19 protein-coding genes and 2 pseudogenes are annotated in these 16,553 nt (G+C 68.1%); 15 read left to right on the top strand and 6 right to left on the bottom strand.

Annotated features, from left to right (window positions below; translation table 11 throughout):
* The gene (locus tag LE548_RS22240; RefSeq protein WP_225098680.1) at positions 1 to 420 is read right to left on the bottom strand and encodes a DUF3224 domain-containing protein; all 420 of its coding nucleotides are present in this window, start codon (positions 418 to 420) and stop codon (positions 1 to 3) included.
* 89 nt (positions 421 to 509) lie between these two features.
* Here LE548_RS22240 and LE548_RS22235 point away from each other — a divergent pair, with 89 nt between their 5' ends.
* Positions 510 to 791 carry an Arc family DNA-binding protein gene (locus LE548_RS22235; RefSeq protein WP_225098679.1) on the top strand — a complete coding sequence of 94 codons (282 nt, stop codon included), beginning with the start codon at positions 510 to 512 and terminating at the stop codon, positions 789 to 791.
* Positions 788 to 1,180, top strand: coding sequence for a hypothetical protein (locus LE548_RS22230; RefSeq protein WP_225098678.1), 393 nt, complete (start codon positions 788 to 790; stop codon positions 1,178 to 1,180). The genes LE548_RS22235 and LE548_RS22230 overlap by 4 nt, the downstream gene beginning before the upstream one ends.
* 31 nt (positions 1,181 to 1,211) lie before the next feature.
* On the opposite strand, the gene LE548_RS45520 is transcribed toward LE548_RS22230, so the two are convergent.
* On the bottom strand, positions 1,212 to 1,337 hold the full coding sequence (locus LE548_RS45520; protein ID WP_263636450.1) for a hypothetical protein: 126 nt from the start codon (positions 1,335 to 1,337) through the stop codon (positions 1,212 to 1,214).
* A 270-nt stretch (positions 1,338 to 1,607) separates the two neighbouring features.
* Between LE548_RS45520 and LE548_RS22225 the strand changes: the two genes are divergently transcribed.
* The 8 genes from LE548_RS22225 (at position 1,608) to LE548_RS22190 (ending at position 9,419) form a co-directional block, all read left to right on the top strand.
* The gene (locus LE548_RS22225) at positions 1,608 to 2,153 is read left to right on the top strand and encodes a hypothetical protein (RefSeq protein ID WP_225098677.1); all 546 of its coding nucleotides are present in this window, start codon (positions 1,608 to 1,610) and stop codon (positions 2,151 to 2,153) included.
* A gap of 37 nt (positions 2,154 to 2,190) precedes the next feature.
* Positions 2,191 to 3,807 carry a translation initiation factor IF-2 gene (locus LE548_RS22220; RefSeq protein ID WP_225098676.1) on the top strand — a complete coding sequence of 539 codons (1,617 nt, stop codon included), beginning with the start codon at positions 2,191 to 2,193 and terminating at the stop codon, positions 3,805 to 3,807.
* A 28-nt stretch (positions 3,808 to 3,835) separates the two neighbouring features.
* Complete coding sequence (gene mycP, locus LE548_RS22215; RefSeq protein ID WP_225098675.1) at positions 3,836 to 5,200, top strand: type VII secretion-associated serine protease mycosin; 1,365 nt, start codon at positions 3,836 to 3,838, stop codon at positions 5,198 to 5,200.
* A 168-nt stretch (positions 5,201 to 5,368) separates the two neighbouring features.
* The gene (locus LE548_RS22210) at positions 5,369 to 5,812 is read left to right on the top strand and encodes a hypothetical protein (protein WP_225098674.1); all 444 of its coding nucleotides are present in this window, start codon (positions 5,369 to 5,371) and stop codon (positions 5,810 to 5,812) included.
* Positions 5,813 to 5,817: 5 nt separating this feature from the next.
* A complete protein-coding gene (locus LE548_RS46090; RefSeq protein WP_225098673.1) occupies positions 5,818 to 7,704 on the top strand; it encodes an alpha/beta hydrolase in 1,887 nt (628 codons plus the stop codon).
* Between the two features lie 92 nt (positions 7,705 to 7,796).
* Positions 7,797 to 8,282 (top strand): hypothetical protein, encoded by a 486-nt coding sequence (locus tag LE548_RS22200; protein ID WP_225098672.1) that lies wholly within the window; start codon positions 7,797 to 7,799, stop codon positions 8,280 to 8,282.
* Between the two features lie 280 nt (positions 8,283 to 8,562).
* Positions 8,563 to 8,847 carry a hypothetical protein gene (locus LE548_RS22195; RefSeq protein ID WP_225098671.1) on the top strand — a complete coding sequence of 95 codons (285 nt, stop codon included), beginning with the start codon at positions 8,563 to 8,565 and terminating at the stop codon, positions 8,845 to 8,847.
* Between the two features lie 62 nt (positions 8,848 to 8,909).
* On the top strand, positions 8,910 to 9,419 hold the full coding sequence (locus LE548_RS22190) for a hypothetical protein (protein WP_225098670.1): 510 nt from the start codon (positions 8,910 to 8,912) through the stop codon (positions 9,417 to 9,419).
* A 188-nt stretch (positions 9,420 to 9,607) separates the two neighbouring features.
* On the opposite strand, the gene LE548_RS22185 is transcribed toward LE548_RS22190, so the two are convergent.
* Both LE548_RS22185 and LE548_RS22180 read right to left on the bottom strand, forming a co-directional pair.
* On the bottom strand, positions 9,608 to 9,799 hold the full coding sequence (locus LE548_RS22185; protein ID WP_225098669.1) for a hypothetical protein: 192 nt from the start codon (positions 9,797 to 9,799) through the stop codon (positions 9,608 to 9,610).
* A gap of 12 nt (positions 9,800 to 9,811) precedes the next feature.
* Entirely contained in the window at positions 9,812 to 10,663 is an 852-nt protein-coding gene (locus LE548_RS22180) for a helix-turn-helix transcriptional regulator (RefSeq protein ID WP_225098668.1), read from the bottom strand.
* A 264-nt stretch (positions 10,664 to 10,927) separates the two neighbouring features.
* Between LE548_RS22180 and LE548_RS22175 the strand changes: the two genes are divergently transcribed.
* Positions 10,928 to 11,434, top strand: coding sequence for an ATP-binding protein (locus LE548_RS22175; RefSeq protein ID WP_225098667.1), 507 nt, complete (start codon positions 10,928 to 10,930; stop codon positions 11,432 to 11,434).
* A complete protein-coding gene (locus LE548_RS22170; RefSeq protein ID WP_225098666.1) occupies positions 11,431 to 11,766 on the top strand; it encodes a helix-turn-helix domain-containing protein in 336 nt (111 codons plus the stop codon). The genes LE548_RS22175 and LE548_RS22170 overlap by 4 nt, the downstream gene beginning before the upstream one ends.
* Before the next feature lie 28 nt (positions 11,767 to 11,794).
* Here LE548_RS22170 and LE548_RS22165 read toward each other — a convergent pair whose 3' ends face one another.
* Positions 11,795 to 12,175: a DUF192 domain-containing protein gene (locus LE548_RS22165; RefSeq protein WP_225098665.1), complete on the bottom strand. Its 381-nt coding sequence runs from the start codon at positions 12,173 to 12,175 to the stop codon at positions 11,795 to 11,797.
* Positions 12,176 to 12,264: 89 nt separating this feature from the next.
* Here LE548_RS22165 and LE548_RS22160 point away from each other — a divergent pair.
* Positions 12,265 to 13,154: pseudogene (locus tag LE548_RS22160) on the top strand (LLM class flavin-dependent oxidoreductase).
* A gap of 70 nt (positions 13,155 to 13,224) precedes the next feature.
* On the opposite strand, the gene LE548_RS22155 reads toward LE548_RS22160, so the two are convergent.
* Positions 13,225 to 13,740, bottom strand: a complete 516-nt coding sequence (locus LE548_RS22155; RefSeq protein WP_225098664.1) for a DinB family protein — start codon at positions 13,738 to 13,740, stop codon at positions 13,225 to 13,227.
* Between the two features lie 51 nt (positions 13,741 to 13,791).
* Between LE548_RS22155 and LE548_RS22150 the strand changes: the two are divergent.
* Together LE548_RS22150 and LE548_RS22145 are read left to right on the top strand one after the other, a co-directional pair.
* Positions 13,792 to 14,588, top strand: a pseudogene (locus LE548_RS22150) (class I SAM-dependent methyltransferase).
* Positions 14,589 to 15,442: 854 nt separating this feature from the next.
* Positions 15,443 to 16,216 carry an isoprenyl transferase gene (locus LE548_RS22145; RefSeq protein ID WP_225098663.1) on the top strand — a complete coding sequence of 258 codons (774 nt, stop codon included), beginning with the start codon at positions 15,443 to 15,445 and terminating at the stop codon, positions 16,214 to 16,216.
* Positions 16,217 to 16,553 lie beyond the last annotated feature (337 nt).

Raw genomic sequence — 16,553 nt, 5'->3', positions numbered from 1 at the left:
TTACGCGCCCACCTCGTAGTCGAACCAGATCCGATGAGTGCCGTCCGTGTCGATCGCGATGCCGCCCTCCCCTCGGATTCCGGTCAGCTCGCCCGTCCCGCTCCCCGGCACGATCACGAACAGTTCGGCCCCGCTGTCCCGGTCCGGCCCGACCGTCGTTGCCGAGTGGGCGAAGTTGAAGGTGCCGGCCCGCCCCTGGAGCGTCCCCTCGAACGATTCCAGTGCGACGTACGTCCCCGTCGCCGTGGCCTGGTCGAACGCCGTGGAGAACAGCGTCCCCGACACCCCGACGACCTCACCCTCGTACCGCTTGCGCATCGTGGCCACCCCGACGGCCGCCGCAGTCTCGACCACGGGCTCCGGCAGCCGCACGTCCGCCGGTGTGAACTCTTCGACCTTGAACGTCCCTGAAGCTCTCATGCGCGCAGGCTAAGCGACCTCACTGACAACGCGGCGCTGATGCTGGCCGATGCGAGGCACTCGACGTATACGTCACGTATACTCATGGCATGCCTGACGTCATGATTCGCGTACCCGCCGATGTTCGTGACCAGCTCGCCGCCGTGGCGGAAGCGCGGGGCACCAGTCTTCGTGCCCTCATGCAGGAGATAGCTGCTCAGACACTGACTCCCGAGCAGATCAGGGCGCGCGCCGATCGCACCCGCGCCCTGCTTGCCGAGCGGTTCGGGCATTACGTGACGGATGAGGAATCCGCCGAGATGCGTCGCAGGATGCGGGAGGCCACCGCCGCTCACCGGGCTGCTCTCGCAGAGGCGGAGTCGTCCAGTTGAACCAGATCGAGCACTACGTCCTCGACAGCCCCACGCTGCTGGCGATGGGCGGCAACAAGCAGATCTCCGGCCTCATTCATGCCGCGGCGTCGAGCGATGACGTGCGCCTCTGGGTGCCTGTGCTGAGCCTCCTGGAGGCGGAGCGCGAGCGCGCGGGGATCGTCGCCCATGCGGGTGTGCTGCTGGACGTGCTCCGCGTCATCGATGACGACTACGCGATGGCCTTGACCGTCGCCGAACTGCTTCACGGCGGTGTTCTCCCCGGTATCGCGGCAGCTGTACATGTGGCGCGACCGAACCCGATGCTCCCCGAGGGTGGGCTGGTGGCCACTGTCGCACCGGAGGCCTACAACGGGCTCGGAGTCGGGGTCATGGACCTGAACCGCTGACGCTCCCGACTCCAGGGGCACGCTGGCGGCCCTACAGCAGGTGGTCGGCCTTCCCGGCCTTGAGCTCCAGGATGAGGGCACGGAGCGCTTCGCGGCTGTCGATGAGGTGGCGCTCCCGCGAGGCGAGTAGCTCGGTCAAGGCCAGCTCAGTGCCCACCACCATCTGGTATCGGCCATTCACAGCGGACCGCCCACTCTCTGAGTACAAGTACTCATGCGCCCGAACGCACCGGGGTGTTGGGTGGGTTCATGCTGGATCAGCCACCGACCCCGCCGGGGTCCGGGTGGTGTATCAGGTGGAAGCAAGGCCCGCCGCTGGCCATTTTTCACTACAGAGCGACTACTTACTGTCACTCTTGGTAGTTAGAGTTGCTGGTGCGGCTTCGGTGTTTGGCCGGTGTTCTGACGATACGGGGAGGACGATGTGTTGCCGAGCGATGCCGGGTCGGGGTCGGCGTCGGGCACGTCGTCGTGGGTGTCTGGTCTGTTTGACGTGGCACGCGACGCCGTCGCTGATGTGGCCACGGAGCTGTCGTCCTTCACGACCTTCCAGAAGCGCGTTGACGCCCTGATCCACGACCTGAAGGGCTCGCAGGCAGGTCCAGGCAAGATCGGGCAGGAGCAGCTCGCACGCCATCAGTTCGGGGGCGGGGCCGGTGCATGGGCAGAGGCGGCCGGGCTGTTCAGCGCGTACGAGACGGTGATCAGCGAGCTGGAGACGCTGTCGAAGCTGCTGTCGGACTCCATGGAGGGCATGGGCATCGCCGTCATGGCCTCGCACAAGGGCTACCAGAACGTCGACCTGGATGTCCGAGACCGTATGGCGGCGATCAGCGCCGAGACGACGAAGTACTACGGCCACGGTTACGACCCCGAGGGGCCCGGCAAGAGCCACGGCAGCGGGAACGGGACGCAGCCGGGGCAGCCGTCGACGCCGGCGCCGGCGGGAGGCGACGCGGGCGGTTCGATCTGATGGATCTGGTGGAAGGCAAGGGGGCGGGGGAGTTCTGATGCCTGGCAAGGGATCCGGCGGCGGTACGTCCTTTGAGGACATGAGCCACGAGCAGATGCTGGCGTGGCTCGACCAGGCCGACGCCGGCACGGTGCAGGCCGCGGCGGACCGGCTCACCGTGGCCGCTCAGGAGATCCGCAAGATCGCCGAGGAACTCAAGGTCCGGCCGCAGTGGGTGGAATGGAAGGGCGAGGGCGCGCAGGCGTTCCGCACATGGTCTGCCGACCTGGCCAACTCCACTCTGCGGCTTGGTGACTTCAGCGAAGGCGCTGGGAAGTGGCTGAGCGAGGCCTCCGGGGCGATCGCCCAGGCGCAGGCATCCATTCCGCGCGACACCAAGGGCGCGCAGGCGAATCTGGAGGCTGCGAACGTGGCGCACAACGACCCGGACGCGGCAACGGTGAGCGCCAAGTCCGAGAGCGAGCTGGCCGCGCTGGCGGCGCACAAGGAGAAGGTCCGCCTGGAGGCGGCGGCGCAGATGCGGAAGCTGGGGCAGACCTACGAGTGGTCAGCCACGCAGATGAACGGATTGGAGCGGCCGAAGTTTCCGCCGCCGCCGAAAGCGCTCGTACCGGTAGGAAGCCGGTCGATTGACGGTGGCGAGGCCAAGGCCCGCCCCGGCGCATCCGCTCCGGTGGCCACCTCCTCGCCTGATGGTGCTGCCGTCGCACGCGTGGCACACGGACGGGAGAGTTCTGCTGGCGCCCCAGCTCTCGGTGGCGGCGTGCGAAATTCGCCGGTTGTGGCATCACGCGCGCATCTCGTGCCGGTGGAGGCAGAGCAGCCCACGCGGATGGGTATCGACTCGGTGGCCTCGCTGCCGCAAGTGCAACACACGCCGAGCACCACGGGCGGTCTCCCGGGCCCAAGCCATGCTGACGCAGGTGCGAGACCGGCCACGCCTGCGACGGGGATGCTTCCGGCGCCGTTCGCCGGCGGGCCGAAAGTGACTCCGGGCCGGTTGAGCCCAAGAATGCCGTCGGGCCGGTTGAGCCCGAGCGTGCCCTCGGAACCATCCGGCCCGCGGCAGACACCGATCGGAGGCCGGACTCCGGCCATGCCTGAACTCGGAGGTCGGACCCCGGCTCTGCCTGAACAGGGAGTAGCCACGTCCACGCCAGGCCGTGTGCCGAGCGGTAGCCGCGGCGTCATCGGCGGCCGACCTGTTCCGTCTCCTGCGGGCAACTCCTCCGGCGCCATCCCCAGGGGGACGGTCGTGGGTGCCGAGGGACCGACCGCTCGCGGTCCGGTGGGGCCGGCTGCAGGCGCTCGCTCTTCGGGGCAGGTGGCAGGGCGGCAAGCACCTGGCCCAGGCGGCCGTCCCCCCGTACGGAACAGTGGTGTGATCGGCGACAACCCGCAGCAGCCGGGGCGTATGGGTGCTCGTTCGTCTTCCTCGGCAGGAGGCGCTGTGGAGCGAGGCGGAATTTCGGGCGGGAAACCCACCACCACGCGAGCTGCTGGTGTTCGCAGCGCCGGCACGCGGCAAGGTCCTCAGGCGGCATCCACCCGACGTGAGGATATGAGACGGAGCGGATGCAACAACCGCACCGAAGACGAGGATGAAGCACGAGGGCAGCAGGACCGTCGCTATGTGCCGCCAGTAGTCGACTGACAGGTCAGCCACAGTGAGAGGGACATACATGCTCACCAGCGGAATGCGCCACTGGCACCGTCGGGCTGCGGTATCGGCTGCCGTGGGTCTGCTGTTGGTGGGCGCCGCCGCAGTATCGGCGCAAGCGGAGTCGACGCGCGGGGAGGAGTGGTTCCTCGACGCTATGAAAGCCGAGCAGATGTGGCAGACCAGCACCGGTAAGGGCGTCACGGTCGCAGTGATCGACACTGGCGTCGATCCCACGAATCCCGACCTGAAGGGCCAGGTACTCAAGGGCAAGGACCTTGCCCCGGACCAGCCAGGTGACGAGCACACCGATTACGAAGGTCACGGCACCGGCATGGCCGGCCTGATCGCAGGAACCGGCGCGTACGGCGGGGGAAACGGCGCCTTCGGGCTTGCCCCCGGCGCCAAGATTCTCCCCATCCGCCTGCCCAAGGGATTCACGGCAGCCAACCAGGCCGAAGGAGACAAACGCTTCAACGAGTCTGTCGCACAAGCGATCCGATACGCCGCCGATGAACACGCCAAGGTCATCAACATCTCCCAGGCCGCACCGGAAGGCTCACCGCAGCTGACCGCAGCAGTCAAATACGCTCTCGACAAGGGATCGTTGATCTTCGCCGGCGTCGGGAACGACGGAGACGGGGCCAACGAGGTGATGTACCCGGCCGCCACGCCGGGCGTGATTGGCGTCGCGGCCGTGGGCAAGGATCTCCACAGGACTACCGAATCCGAGACCGGGCCACAGGTGGACATGGCCGCACCCGGCAAGGACATGGTCCACGCCTGTGGAAGCAAGACCGGGCTGTGCGAGACTCACGGGACAAGCGATGCCACCGCCCTCGCTTCGGCCAGCGCCGCCCTGATTTGGTCCAAGCACCCCGACTGGACCAACAACCAGGTTCTCCGCGTCATGCTCAACACCATTGGCGCCCCCACGGACGGCGCCAAGCGCAACGACGCCATCGGATACGGCATCGTTCGGCCCCGCATCGCCCTGCAGAACCCCGGCGACCCCGGCCCGGCTAACGTCTACCCGCTCCCGGACTTCAAGTCAGCGGCATCTCAGCCGGCTTCGCCGAAAGATTCGGGATCCCAAGGCTCCGATGCTCGGGCAAAGGGCGGCAACTCGCCCGCAGTAGCCTCAGCGTCCCAGGACAGCACCCCCTGGATCGCACTGGGCGTCGGTGCCGTCGTAATCCCCGGAGTAGGGATCGCGGTTGCCGCCGTCGTCCGGAAGCGTCGGACAACCGCAGCGCCGCTCCCAACGCCGGCGCCTACCTCCGGCCAAGGGCACTACCCCGCCCGTGGGTTCACGCCCTCGCCGTACGGGCCGCCGGTCCAACCGGACAACCTCCCCCCGTCCGATCGAGGACCTGGCGCTGTCTGAGTACGCATACTCAGACGGGCTGGTGGCTGATACGGATGGGGCACTCGACGCAGCGTTACTACTGTGCTTCTCGACCACCGCAGCGCTGCGGTAGCGCGTTCGCAGCGTCTCGGCGACGTACGACCAGACGCGGGGAGGGGCCACGCATGGCATGGGGAGGACAAGCGCGTGGGGTTTGACTGGGAGAAGGCGGTAGGCGTTCCGCCCCGCGCCGACGATGCGGGACACAGCCGCATTCAACTGGCGAGTGTGAACGACGGGGGAGGCGGTGGCACCGGGGGCGGCGACGCCGATCTGCGGATCAGCAAGACACCGTGGACGAGCGCGTCCGGCGTGGCGGACGAACTGCACACCGCCACCAACAACGGTCTGACCGACCTCAAAGAGGCCAGCAGCGGGTTAGCGGGCGGCACTGAGGGATTCGACTGTACGGCCGCGCTGAATGAGATACGTGCCACCTGGGAGGCTCGCCTCACCGCTGTCCGGGACGAATGCGGCCGGCTGCACGGAACCCTGGCCAAGACCGGGAAGCACTTCGGTGAGGTCGACCAGCACGTCGGGGGCCGAGTGGGTGGAGTTCACGTGGGCAACCGCCCGGATTGGGCAAGGTGAGGCCGGTGTCCACATGGCAGCAACTTCGGGACCTGAAGCTGTCGGAGTACCGGGAGGCCGCCGGCGGATGGGGCAAGGTAAGCCACCGCGCGGACGCCGCCCGACTTCGGGTCGACCGGGAGATGACGATTCCAGTCCGGTCCACCCAGAAGGGGGAGACGGCCACCAAGGCGGCCGGCGACCTGGACCGGCTCAGTCGTAACTACCAGTACATCCACGGCGAGTGCGGTCTGATCCGGACGACGCTGGAGTCCCTCGCCGCAGACCTGGAAGGACCTCAGCGAAAGCTGAAGCAGGCGTTGGAAGACGCCGAGGCGTTGAAGTTCACGGTGAACGAGGACGGTTCGGTGACGTACCCCCCGCCCATCGCGAAGGACGGCACCCCGGCGCCCGTCCCTTACGGGCCGTACGCCCCAGGTGCGTCGCCAGCAGGCCCTATCGTGCCGTTCGCCCCCGGTGAGGGCGGTGGCACAGCGCGAGCGGGCGCTCCGGTCCCATACCTGCCTGGCAAGGGCGAAGGCGGCGGCAATCCCATCAAGGCCATGGCAGAGAGCGTCGCGGAACAAATCGCGAGCGCTGTGCGCGAGGCAGGCGAGATCGACGCGCGCTATGCATCCGTGCTCCGCAAGCTCAAGGCTCCGGCCGGGCTCGACGTCACCGACGACATGCTGATCGACGCGGCCAAGGACATGCAGGCCGTGCAAAAGACCGTCGGCGGCTACCTCGACGAGAAGAGGATCCCGCACGGAAAGTCTCCCGCCGAGAACAGGAAGTGGTGGGACGCTCTCACCGACGAGCAGCGCGATGAGTACGCGACTCTCTATCCGGCCGAGATCGGCGCGCTCGACGGCCTGCCGTCCGAGGTGCGCGACACCTCCAACCGGATCGTGCTGGCTGAAACACGGGCGCAGTTCGCGCAGCAGTCCGAGCGGCTGGGGCCTGAGCCGCCGCAGTACGTCCGGGTCGGTGACCCTCCCTCAGCCGTCGTCAACCCGATCTGGCAGCAGTGGCAGAAGGCCGGCGGCGTGCGGGTGCGGGACATGCTCAAGGGCATGGACGATATCCAGGCCCGGCTGGACGCAAGCGGCGTGCCCGGCCCGCACGGCGAGCCCGGCCTGCCACAGGCGTACGTGCTCGGCTTCGACACCAAGGGCCTCGGACACGCGATCATCGCCAACGGCAACCCGGACACAGCGGACAACACGGCTGTGTACGTGCCCGGGACGGGGGCGCGGCTGGCGAATGCCAGAGGCGACATCGGGCGGATGACCGACACGTGGCAGGAGGCGCATGCACAGGCCCCCGACAAGAGCACGTCCACCATCACCTGGATCGGCTACGACGCCCCGCAGAACATCCTCACCGATTCCCCTTCGCCGAGCTATGCCTACGACTCGGCCCCCAAGCTCAACAACTTCCTGGACGGCCTGCAGACGGCCCGCAGCGGCTCTGAAGCATGCACGCCGTCAAGCCACACGACGGTCATCGCCCACAGCTACGGCACCACCGTCGTTGGCGCTGCCGCCAAGGAACACCACATCGCTGCCAACGACATCGTGGTCGCCGGCAGTCCGGGCATGCTGGTGGGCGACGCGAGCGACCTGGGCGTGGGCAGGGACCATGTGTGGTCCGAGGCCGCCAGGGACGACCCGGTGCCCTACATCGGCAAACAGTTCCTGGGAGGAGAGAAATGGGGGGTGCAGTACTACCACGGGGTTCCCTACAACGCTGGTTACATCACGACCATCCCGTCCGACGAAGCTTTCGGGGCGCATCGGATGCATGTGAGCACCAGCGGGCACAGCGGTTACTGGGATGAGGGGTCGGCTTCACTGGAGAATCAGGGGGCAGTTGTCGTCGGCAAGTATGGTGACGTTAAGGAAGACAAGTGAACTCGTTCAGGCATGTGCTCCCACGGCGTCGGCTCGCCCTTTGTGTTGCGGCCAGTGTTGTGGCCCTCGTCATGACGGGATGCTCAAAGGACATGACAAACAAACACGTAAATGATGCCGGTAAGACCGCCGAGCCGACAACTCTCGCGGTCGAGCAGGCGAGGACGAAAGCCAACCACCTCTCCAGTCAGATTCTCGACATGACCGGAATCAAGGAAGGCAAGGTGACAGAGGGGGGTGCCGGCGTTTCCCTCTGCGACGAGGACCCCGATCACCTTTACCGTATGCGCCACCCTTGGTCGATCTACGAAGTGGCCCCCGACAAACTGGAGGCCGGTTTCCAGCGCCTGCGGGAGAACCTGCCCAAGAACGGCTGGAAAGTCGTCGCATACGGCCGTGACACCAGCGCAAACAAGAACCTCGAAATCACCGCCGATTCAGAAAAGGAACCCTTCTCGGTCAACGCTTCCTTGCATATCACAGGTGCGTCCGGAACCCAGCAGCCCATGCTCCAGATCCGCGTCGTTTCCGGCTGCTTCCGCGCGCCGAAGGGAACGGACCTCAGCAAGGAGTTCTGACGTCCGCCGAGTAGGTGGAAGTGAGCACCGAGCCGCGGGGCTCACTCCTTTGCGTCGTGGCTGCCATGCGGTGCGCAGGGCCGTGACATCGCGCCGCTGTGCGGAACCCGGGCATCACTCAGGTCGACCTCACCACCAGCACGCGTGAGGCGCAGGTACTCGGCGAGGGCACCGTTGACCCACACAAGGTGAGCGCCGCCGTCAGTGATGCAGCCGATGCCGTGGGAGGCGCGGTCGACACCATCGGCGATGCTGCGAGCTCGCTCATGGACGAATTCGCTTGCACGAAGTTGCCGAGTCGGTGGTGGTGAACCGACACGAGGTCGGCTCCGAGGCCGCGCCCGCGCTGACACAGAGGCTGACGTTCTCGGCCGTCGTCAGCGGTGTGCGCTGTGATCTCATTGAGTCCCAGGTGTACTTGGCCGTGCTGGGCGCCGACGATCCGCGCAAGCGCGCCGTGATCCGGACATACCTGACCGCCACTGCGGCACAGCACGACACCGTTCTGCCGGATTTCCAGGAATTCGTTCGGACGGTCGGCCCGGACACTGGGGCGGTGTCCTAACCTGTCCCACCGTACCCGGAGATCTCATGTTGAGTGACTAGACGTTCATAGGTGGTGGTTTGATGGGCTTTTTCGACATATTCACTGGTACCAAGCGCCCGAAAGGCGGCGTCGCGCCGCGATCCGTCGAGGAGGTCCGGACGGCGTTGCTCGAAGTCAGCGGGCCAGACACACCTTATGTTGTGCGCGATGGTGCCGCCGAGGGGGCCGACCTGGTTGCGGAATGGCGTATCCGGGATCCGGCCTGGCACACCTTCTTCGCCCGGACCCAGGTGAGCCGGACCCTTCAGATCAGGATGCGCCTGGTCCCGGAGAGCCGCGAAGTCCGCGCACTCGACCGCGAGTGGGAAGTCACCTGGATCGGAAGTACGCCCAGGTTGGCGCTGCCGGCAGAGCAGTCCCGCGGGCAGGTGAAGACGGTGTCCCGGCGCTGGACGGTCGAGCGGGGGGCCGACGGCCGCCTCCAGAAGACGGAGGAGTTCCTCTTCGATTCCGCGGAGCTGAAGACACCCCTGCAGGAGGCGGTCCTCGGCGCGGGGTGGACATGGCGCGGGGTCCTGTTCAAACTGTGAGCGCCCCCGCCTGCAACTCGACCTGTCCCTGCCGGGGCTGACCAGGCCGGAGCCCGGCCACGGCCATCGCCGGGGCGAAGTCCTGTGCCGCTCGCTAGCTGGACGAGTCATTCCGATGTGATTGGTGGTCGTGGGCGACTCCGCGTTGTCGATGGCCGCACTGCACCTCAGCGGGGAGGCCGATGGCCCTACAGTAGGTGGTCCGCCTTTCCCGCCTTGATCTCCAGGATGAGGGAGCGGAGCGCTTCGCGGCTGTCGGTGAGGTGATGCTCTTCCTGTCCGGCGATGGCGATGTAGGCGTTACCGGTGGAGTCGGTGCCTATGCGGAAGCAGTTGTTGCCTTCGGCGCAGAAGGGCTCTTCCCAAGTGATCTCGGTCATGGCTGCTGCTCCTCAGAGTTGGCTGGCGATGCTGTGGATGAAGTCGCGTGAGGCCTGCGGATCGAGTGATCTGGCCTGCCACCAGCCCATGTGAGCACGGTACTTGGACAACTGGGCCTCCGCGTGTGTGAACTCGCCACCGTGGGCCGAGTCCAACTGCACGGTGTCCAGCTGAGGAACAGCGCCATGGGCGTACAGCACCGCGTGCCCCGCGCCAGGGAAGGCGCCTGCCTCGACAGTGAGGACGCGCATCTCGACGTTTTCCCGTTCGGACACCTCACACAGGTGCTGGAGCTGCTCCCGGGTCGTACGACGCCCCCCGAACTGCATGCGCAGGGCCCATTCGTGGATGTACGCGACGTAATCGACAGAATGCTCCCGCTCCAGAATCTGCTGTCGCTGGACGCGTTGTGCCACGCGCAGTTCGATCTCCGCTTTGGGGAGTGGAGGCAACGCGGCGTCGAAGATGGCGCGGGCGTACCCGCTGAGCTGAAGAAGCCCAGGTACGTGCACGGTCTGATAGCTCCGCAGCCGGGTGGCGAACCATTCCAACTCCGCTACGTCCAGCAGGCCTTGGGGGAGATTGCCGCGGTACTGCTCCCACCAGCCTCCTCGGAGGGTGCCGGCCATGGTGACCAGTGCATCGACGTAGGCCTCGTCCGCGCAGTCGTAGTTGCTGGCCAGAATCCGGATGCGCTCAGGTGAGATGACGCGGGTGCCCGATTCCATGTTGGACACCTTGGTGCGGTCCAACCCGAGCAGCCCGGCGGCGTACTCGCTGGTCTTGCCCGCCGCGAGCCGCATCTTGCGCAACTCGGCGCCCAGACGCCGTTGGCGCTCTGTGGGCGTGGGGCGTGTCGGCATTGGCACCCTCCTTCTCGGTCAGGGTCAGTTTGCCGTCAGGACGGCATACGAGTCCAACTCGTTGGAGGCAATGTTGGCGAATTAGTGGCACGTGTGCCGCTCCAACTTCTACTGTCGGTGACAGGTCGATTACGACCCGCCGTGCTCCGGAAGGGCATCGCGCGAGCCTGCCCGCAGCCTCCTGCCCTGGGAGGGGCGGCTCGCGTCAGGGAGACGAGCCACCGAGCCGAGCCGACAACATGCCGCATCACCATGGGAGTTGCCATGCCCGCCGTCGTCACGTCCTGTCCGCCTCCGGTGCACAGCGACCTGCTGCCGCCTCCGACACCCGAAACCCTGGCCTACAGCCTCACCTTGCCCGCCGCCCCGCAGACCCCGGCGATCATCCGCAGTGCGACGCGAACGATCCTCCAGGTGCACGGACTCGGTGACGTGACCGACGCGGCGGTGCTGGTGGCGAGCGAACTTGCCGCCTGCGCCTGCCGTTTCACGCCGACCGCCGAGGTGTACGCGTCGCTGCGCTATCGGGATGGCGCCCTGCGCGTGATCCTCTACGACGGACATCCCCGTCACACCAATCCACGCCTGGCGGCAGCCTGTGAGGCGCGCCGCCGCGCGACACTTCGGGTAATGGCCAGTGTGGTCAGGGCATGCAGGGGCGACTGGGGCATCGGGGAAGCACGCGAGCCGGGCGGCGGGACGCGTATGTGGGCGGTGTTGCCACATGCGGGGGCCTGCGCCTTCACTCGCAACGTCCGGGAGGAGCCGTGAACCACAGCCGCTGGAAGCTGTCGCAGCGGAAGGCCGCTGAATGCCGCGCCGAGCCGCCGGAGGTGATCGCCGAGCGCGAGCAGATCCGGCTGGCCCACGCGTTGGGGCAGTTGGTGTACGGCCGCCGCCTGGCCCTCGGGCTCTCGCAGGCCGCTCTGGGTGAACGTCTCGGGATGAGCGCCGACGGAGTCGAGGCTGTGGAGTTGGGAGGGATGCTTCCCGTTACCGCGGACCTGCTGGTGAGGCTGGCCACGGCGCTCGATGTCACCGTGGACCTGCATGCCACCCCCGGTGGGCGGAACACCGTGGTGTTCGAGGAGCATGCCGCCTGATCAGGAGACGGCTGGGCGTTTGTCGCGTCTACGCCGTCTCGACCGTCACCCGTACCCCCGCCCGCACCCCCCACCCCCCCATCGCCCCCGCCTCCGCCTCCAGCACATGCCGCGCCCGGAGCCGGGGCAGGCCCAGGCGGCCAGGGGGCATCGTGCGCACGGCCACCACGGTCAGGCGGCGGTCCAGAAAGGCGACGTCGATCGGGATGCGCATCCCGAACGTGTGCACCCCGCTCGCCGGGGACAGCAGCATCGCACCATCGATCCCGTCCCGGCCCAGCAAGCCCCTCGTGCGGGCCCGGTAAGACGTCGCGATCTCCAGGGGGACGGACGTGCCCGGCCCCTCGGTGTCCGCGTCCGCGCCCACGATCAGGCTGCCCCGTCCGTCCCGCCAGCGTCGTCGGCCCATCGTCGCCCCGCCCTCCCGCTCGGCACACCCAACGCGCCTGATTCTTAAACACGTTGCCGTTTCCCTTCCTCCCCACTAGGAAGGCCGACATGACTGATCTCGGTGCCGTCTTCCGTCCCCAGCTTCCTCCCGAGCGGTTGCGGGCCGTCGCCCGTGCCGCGGACGAGGCGGGGCTCGACGAGCTGTGGCTGTGGGAGGACTGCTTCCGGGAGGGCGGGATCTCCACCGCAGCAGCGGCGCTCGCGTGGACCGAGCGGGTGCGCGTCGGCGTCGGACTGCTGCCCGTGCCTCTCAGGAACGTGGCCTCACCGCCATGGAGGCAGCCACCCTGCACCGTATGTTTCCCGGCCGCGCCACCCTCGTCGTCGGGCACGGCGTCCAGGACTGGATGGGACAAGTCGGCGCGCGCGCCGTCTCTCCGCTCACCCTCCTCGGTGAGCATCTCGATGCCCTGCGCGCCCTGTTGAGGGGTGATCGGCTCAGCGTGCGGGGCCGGTACGTCTCGCTCGACGGCGTCGCCCTCGACTGGCCGCCGGAGTCGGCCGTACCCGTCCTCACCGGTGCCACCGGGCCGCGTACCCTGCGGCTCTCCGGCGCGAGGGCCGACGGCACCGTCCTCACCGCCGCCACTGCGCCGGACGGCGTACGGCAGGCACGGCGGCTGATCGAGGAGGGGCAGCGGGAGGCCCGGCGGGACGGTGAGCCGCACAAGGTCGTCGTCTATCTGCTGACCGCGACGGGAGCCGGCGCCGAGGCCCGGCTGCGGGCCGAACTCACCGCCGAGGGGCTGGAGTCGGTACCGGACCTCGGGGTCGCCGGCGACGCCGCCGTCGTGGCCGAGGCGGTACGACGGCTCGCCGACGCCGGTGCCGACACCGTCGTACTGCAGCCGACCGGCGACGAGCCCGACCCGGAGGGGTTCGTGCGGTTCGCTGCCAAGGAGGTCCGGCCCCTGGTGCCGCGCGGCTCCCGCCCATGACCATCGGCCCGGCGGCTGCTGGACGCCGGGCTGCTCGACGCGCCGACCGCCGAGGCGGCGTACGTCATGGTCAGCCCGTACCTGTGCCCGTGACCGGACGATGGTCCCCGGTCCTGCCGTCGATCAGTTCCCGCAGGATGTCCATGTGCCCTGCGTGCCGCGCGGTCTCCTCGATCATGTGGACCAGGGTCCAGCGCAGGCTGACGGTGATGTCGTGCCAGGAAGGGCGGCCCTGGGCGGCCAGCGGCAGCTCGGTGATCATCGCGTCGGCGGCGGCGCGGGCACGGCCGTAGAAGGCGAGGATCTGGTCCGTCGACTCGTCGGGGGTGATGCGCAGGTCGTCGTACGGGTCGAACCACAGGGGTTCCGCCTCGCCCCCGAACGTCTCCACGAACCAGCCGTACTCGACCGAGGCCAGATGTTTCACCAGGCCCAGCAGGTTGGTGCCGGTCGGTGTCATCGGCCGGCGCAGCTGCTCGTCGTCGAGGCCTTCCAGCTTCCACAGCACCGCGTCCCGGTGCCGGTCGAGACTCGCGTGCAGGGTCTGCTTCTCCGCAGCGGTGTAAGGCGTCACAGGTGTCGTCATACGGGCGGAAATTAGCAGGCCCCTCCGACAGCGGACTGCGATCATGAGGGCATGGCAGTGAACCGTTCCTTCGAGGACCTCGTGGCCGAGGGGGCCGCCGTACCGACCGAGGGGTGGGACTTCTCCTGGTTCGAGGGGCGGGCCACCGAGGAGCGGCCCTCGTGGGGGTATGCCGCGAAGGCAGGGGAGCGGCTGGGCGGGGCGGAGGCCGCGCTCGACATCCAGACCGGTGGCGGTGAGGTGCTGGACTTCGCGCTGAGCCGTGCCGAGCCGGACCGGCCGGTGCTGGTCGCCGCGCGGAGGGCTGGGCGCCGAACGTCGCGAAGGCCACCGCGCGCTTGCGGCCGCGCGGTGTGGTGGTGGTCGCCGCCCCGGACGACGCGCCGCTGCCGTTCGCCGACGAGGCCTTCGACCTGGTGCTCAGCCGGCACCCGGTGCGCCCGTACTGGACGGAGATCGCGCGGGTGCTGTGCCCCGGCGGGACGTATTTCGCCCAGCACGTCGGGCCGGCCAGCGTCTTCGAACTCGTCGAGCACTTCCTCGGGCCGCTGTCGGCCGAGGTGCGCGCCGGCCGGGATCCCGAGGGCGAGCGGGCCGACGCCGAGGCGGCGGGCCTGGAGGTCGTCGCGCTGCGGGCGGAGCGGCTGCGGATGGAGTTCCACGACATCGCCGCGGTCGTCCATTTCCTGCGCAAGGTGGTGTGGATGGTCCCGGACTTCACGGTGGAGGCGTACGAGCCCCAACTCCGCGCGCTGCACGAGCGGATCGAGCGGGAGGGCCCGTTCGTCGCGCACAGCGCCCGGCATCTTTTCGACGCCCGCAAGCCGACCCCTACGCAGGGCCGGTAAGCCGACCCCTACGCAGGGCCGGTAAGCCGACCCCTACGCAGGGCCTTAAGCCGACCCCTACGCAGGCCCGTACGCCGGCCCGCTGACGAATCCGGCAGACAGGGCGCAAACGGGCTTTGTTCATCCGGAGTTTGCCTGAGGTTTTCACATCGTTATCAGTCTGGGTTCACATCAGCCCCACCTGTCACGTAAGTTCAGACCAAGGTAATTCGCGTGAGCAAAGCTGCGCGGCCGGCACCGCGCAGTGGAGGGGGCTGCGCGGTGCTGTGAGATCGTTCGATCATTCCTCGGTGCCGTAGCGGAACCGTCAAGTCGCCGTTCGCCGGTCCGTTAGCCCATCGGGGGACCTCCGGGCAACTCGCCGCAGAGTACTCAAGTTGGCGTAAACCTTCCGAAATCTTCCGAAACCTTTCGAATCCGCTCGTAGCTGACCGGATTTCCCTGGGATTCAGCTGTGAATCGGCCATGATTCACCCCTGAATCCAGCCTTCCGCAGCCATCGGGGCGTCGCCGGACGATTTCGGAGAGTAGTTGTTTGACGCCGATGCACCCACCAACCCTTACGAAGGGTTATGGTGGAAACCCCCCCTCGGGCCGGTCCGTCTCCCCCCCACGGACCGGCCCGTTTTCTCTGTCGGGGTTCCGGAACCTCTCCGTACGGTTCAGCCGTCCCAGCCCAAAGGGGGCCGCTCCCGACCCGGCGGGCGTGGTGCCGAAGACGAATCCGCACGAACCCCCGACCCTCCCCGCACGAACCCCCGCCCCCAACCCCCGGGCCGCTAGCAAGCCTCTAGCAACGGTAGGCTCAACGGCTCCGGAACCCGCTATCCCCCGCCAATCCCCCGGAGGGCCACGTGAACCTGCGCGACAACCTGCGCAGCCTGCTCGTCAGGCTCTACGCACGCCGGGTGGAAGGCCACCTGGACCACACTCAGGTGCCCAAGCACATCGGCGTCATCATGGACGGCAACCGGCGCTGGGCGAAGGCGTCCGGCTCGACCACGGTCCACGGCCACCGGGCCGGCGCCGAGAAGATCGAGGAGTTCCTCGGCTGGTGCACCGAGACCGACGTCGAGGTCGTCACCCTGTGGCTGCTGTCCACGGACAACTTCGAACGGCCGCAGGAGGAACTCGTCCCGCTGCTCGGCATCATCGAGGACGTCGTGCGCACCCTCGCCGCCGACGGCCGCTGGCGGGTGCACCATGTCGGCACGCCCGATCTGCTGCCCCATCCCATGCGGATCGCGCTGAAGGAGGCCGAGGAGGCCACCGCCGACATCGACGGAATACTGGTCAACGTGGCCATCGGCTACGGCGGCCGGCAGGAGATCGCCGACGCCGTGCGCTCCATGATGTTCGACGCGCACGACCGGGGCGTGCCCATGCTGGAGCTCGCCGAGTCCGTCGACATCGACATGATCGGCCGTCATCTCTACACCAGCGACCAGCCCGACCCGGACCTCGTCATCCGCACCAGCGGCGAACAGCGGCTGTCCGGATTCATGCTCTGGCAGACCGCTCACTCGGAGTACTACTTCTGCGAGGTCTTCTGGCCGGCGTTCCGGAAAGTCGACTTCCTGCGCGCACTGCGCGACTACGCCGCACGTCACCGCCGTTACGGCGGCTGACCCGGCCCGCGCTTCGTCACACGCCCCGTCGCCACCCGGTGACGGAGCGTCGCCATGTGCGCCGGTTCGCGGAGCCGTAACCAGGAGTTCACCGGCGCGCTGTTGGCCACATTTGCATGGCGGCGCATGTTCGAGGGCATAAGCCAAGCAGGTCGACACCCGAACCACGGGTGTCGGTTCTCAGCGGGCGGCTCGGGGCCGTCCGCCCGGGAGGCCCTTTGCACCAGCCCGACCGTGTGGTCACCGCACGGAAGCAGCCGCGGAGGGCCGGTTCACGGCCCGCCGCGTGCGAGGGCCGGCGACCGGCCTGGTCATTCCCGCCCTCCCGGGCGGGTCT

Source organism: Streptomyces sp. CoH27, assembly GCF_020181035.1.
Lineage (GTDB): Bacteria > Actinomycetota > Actinomycetes > Streptomycetales > Streptomycetaceae > Streptomyces > Streptomyces camelliae.
Note: the sequence above shows the minus strand (reverse complement) of the source record. Positions and strands in the feature narration are given on the sequence as shown.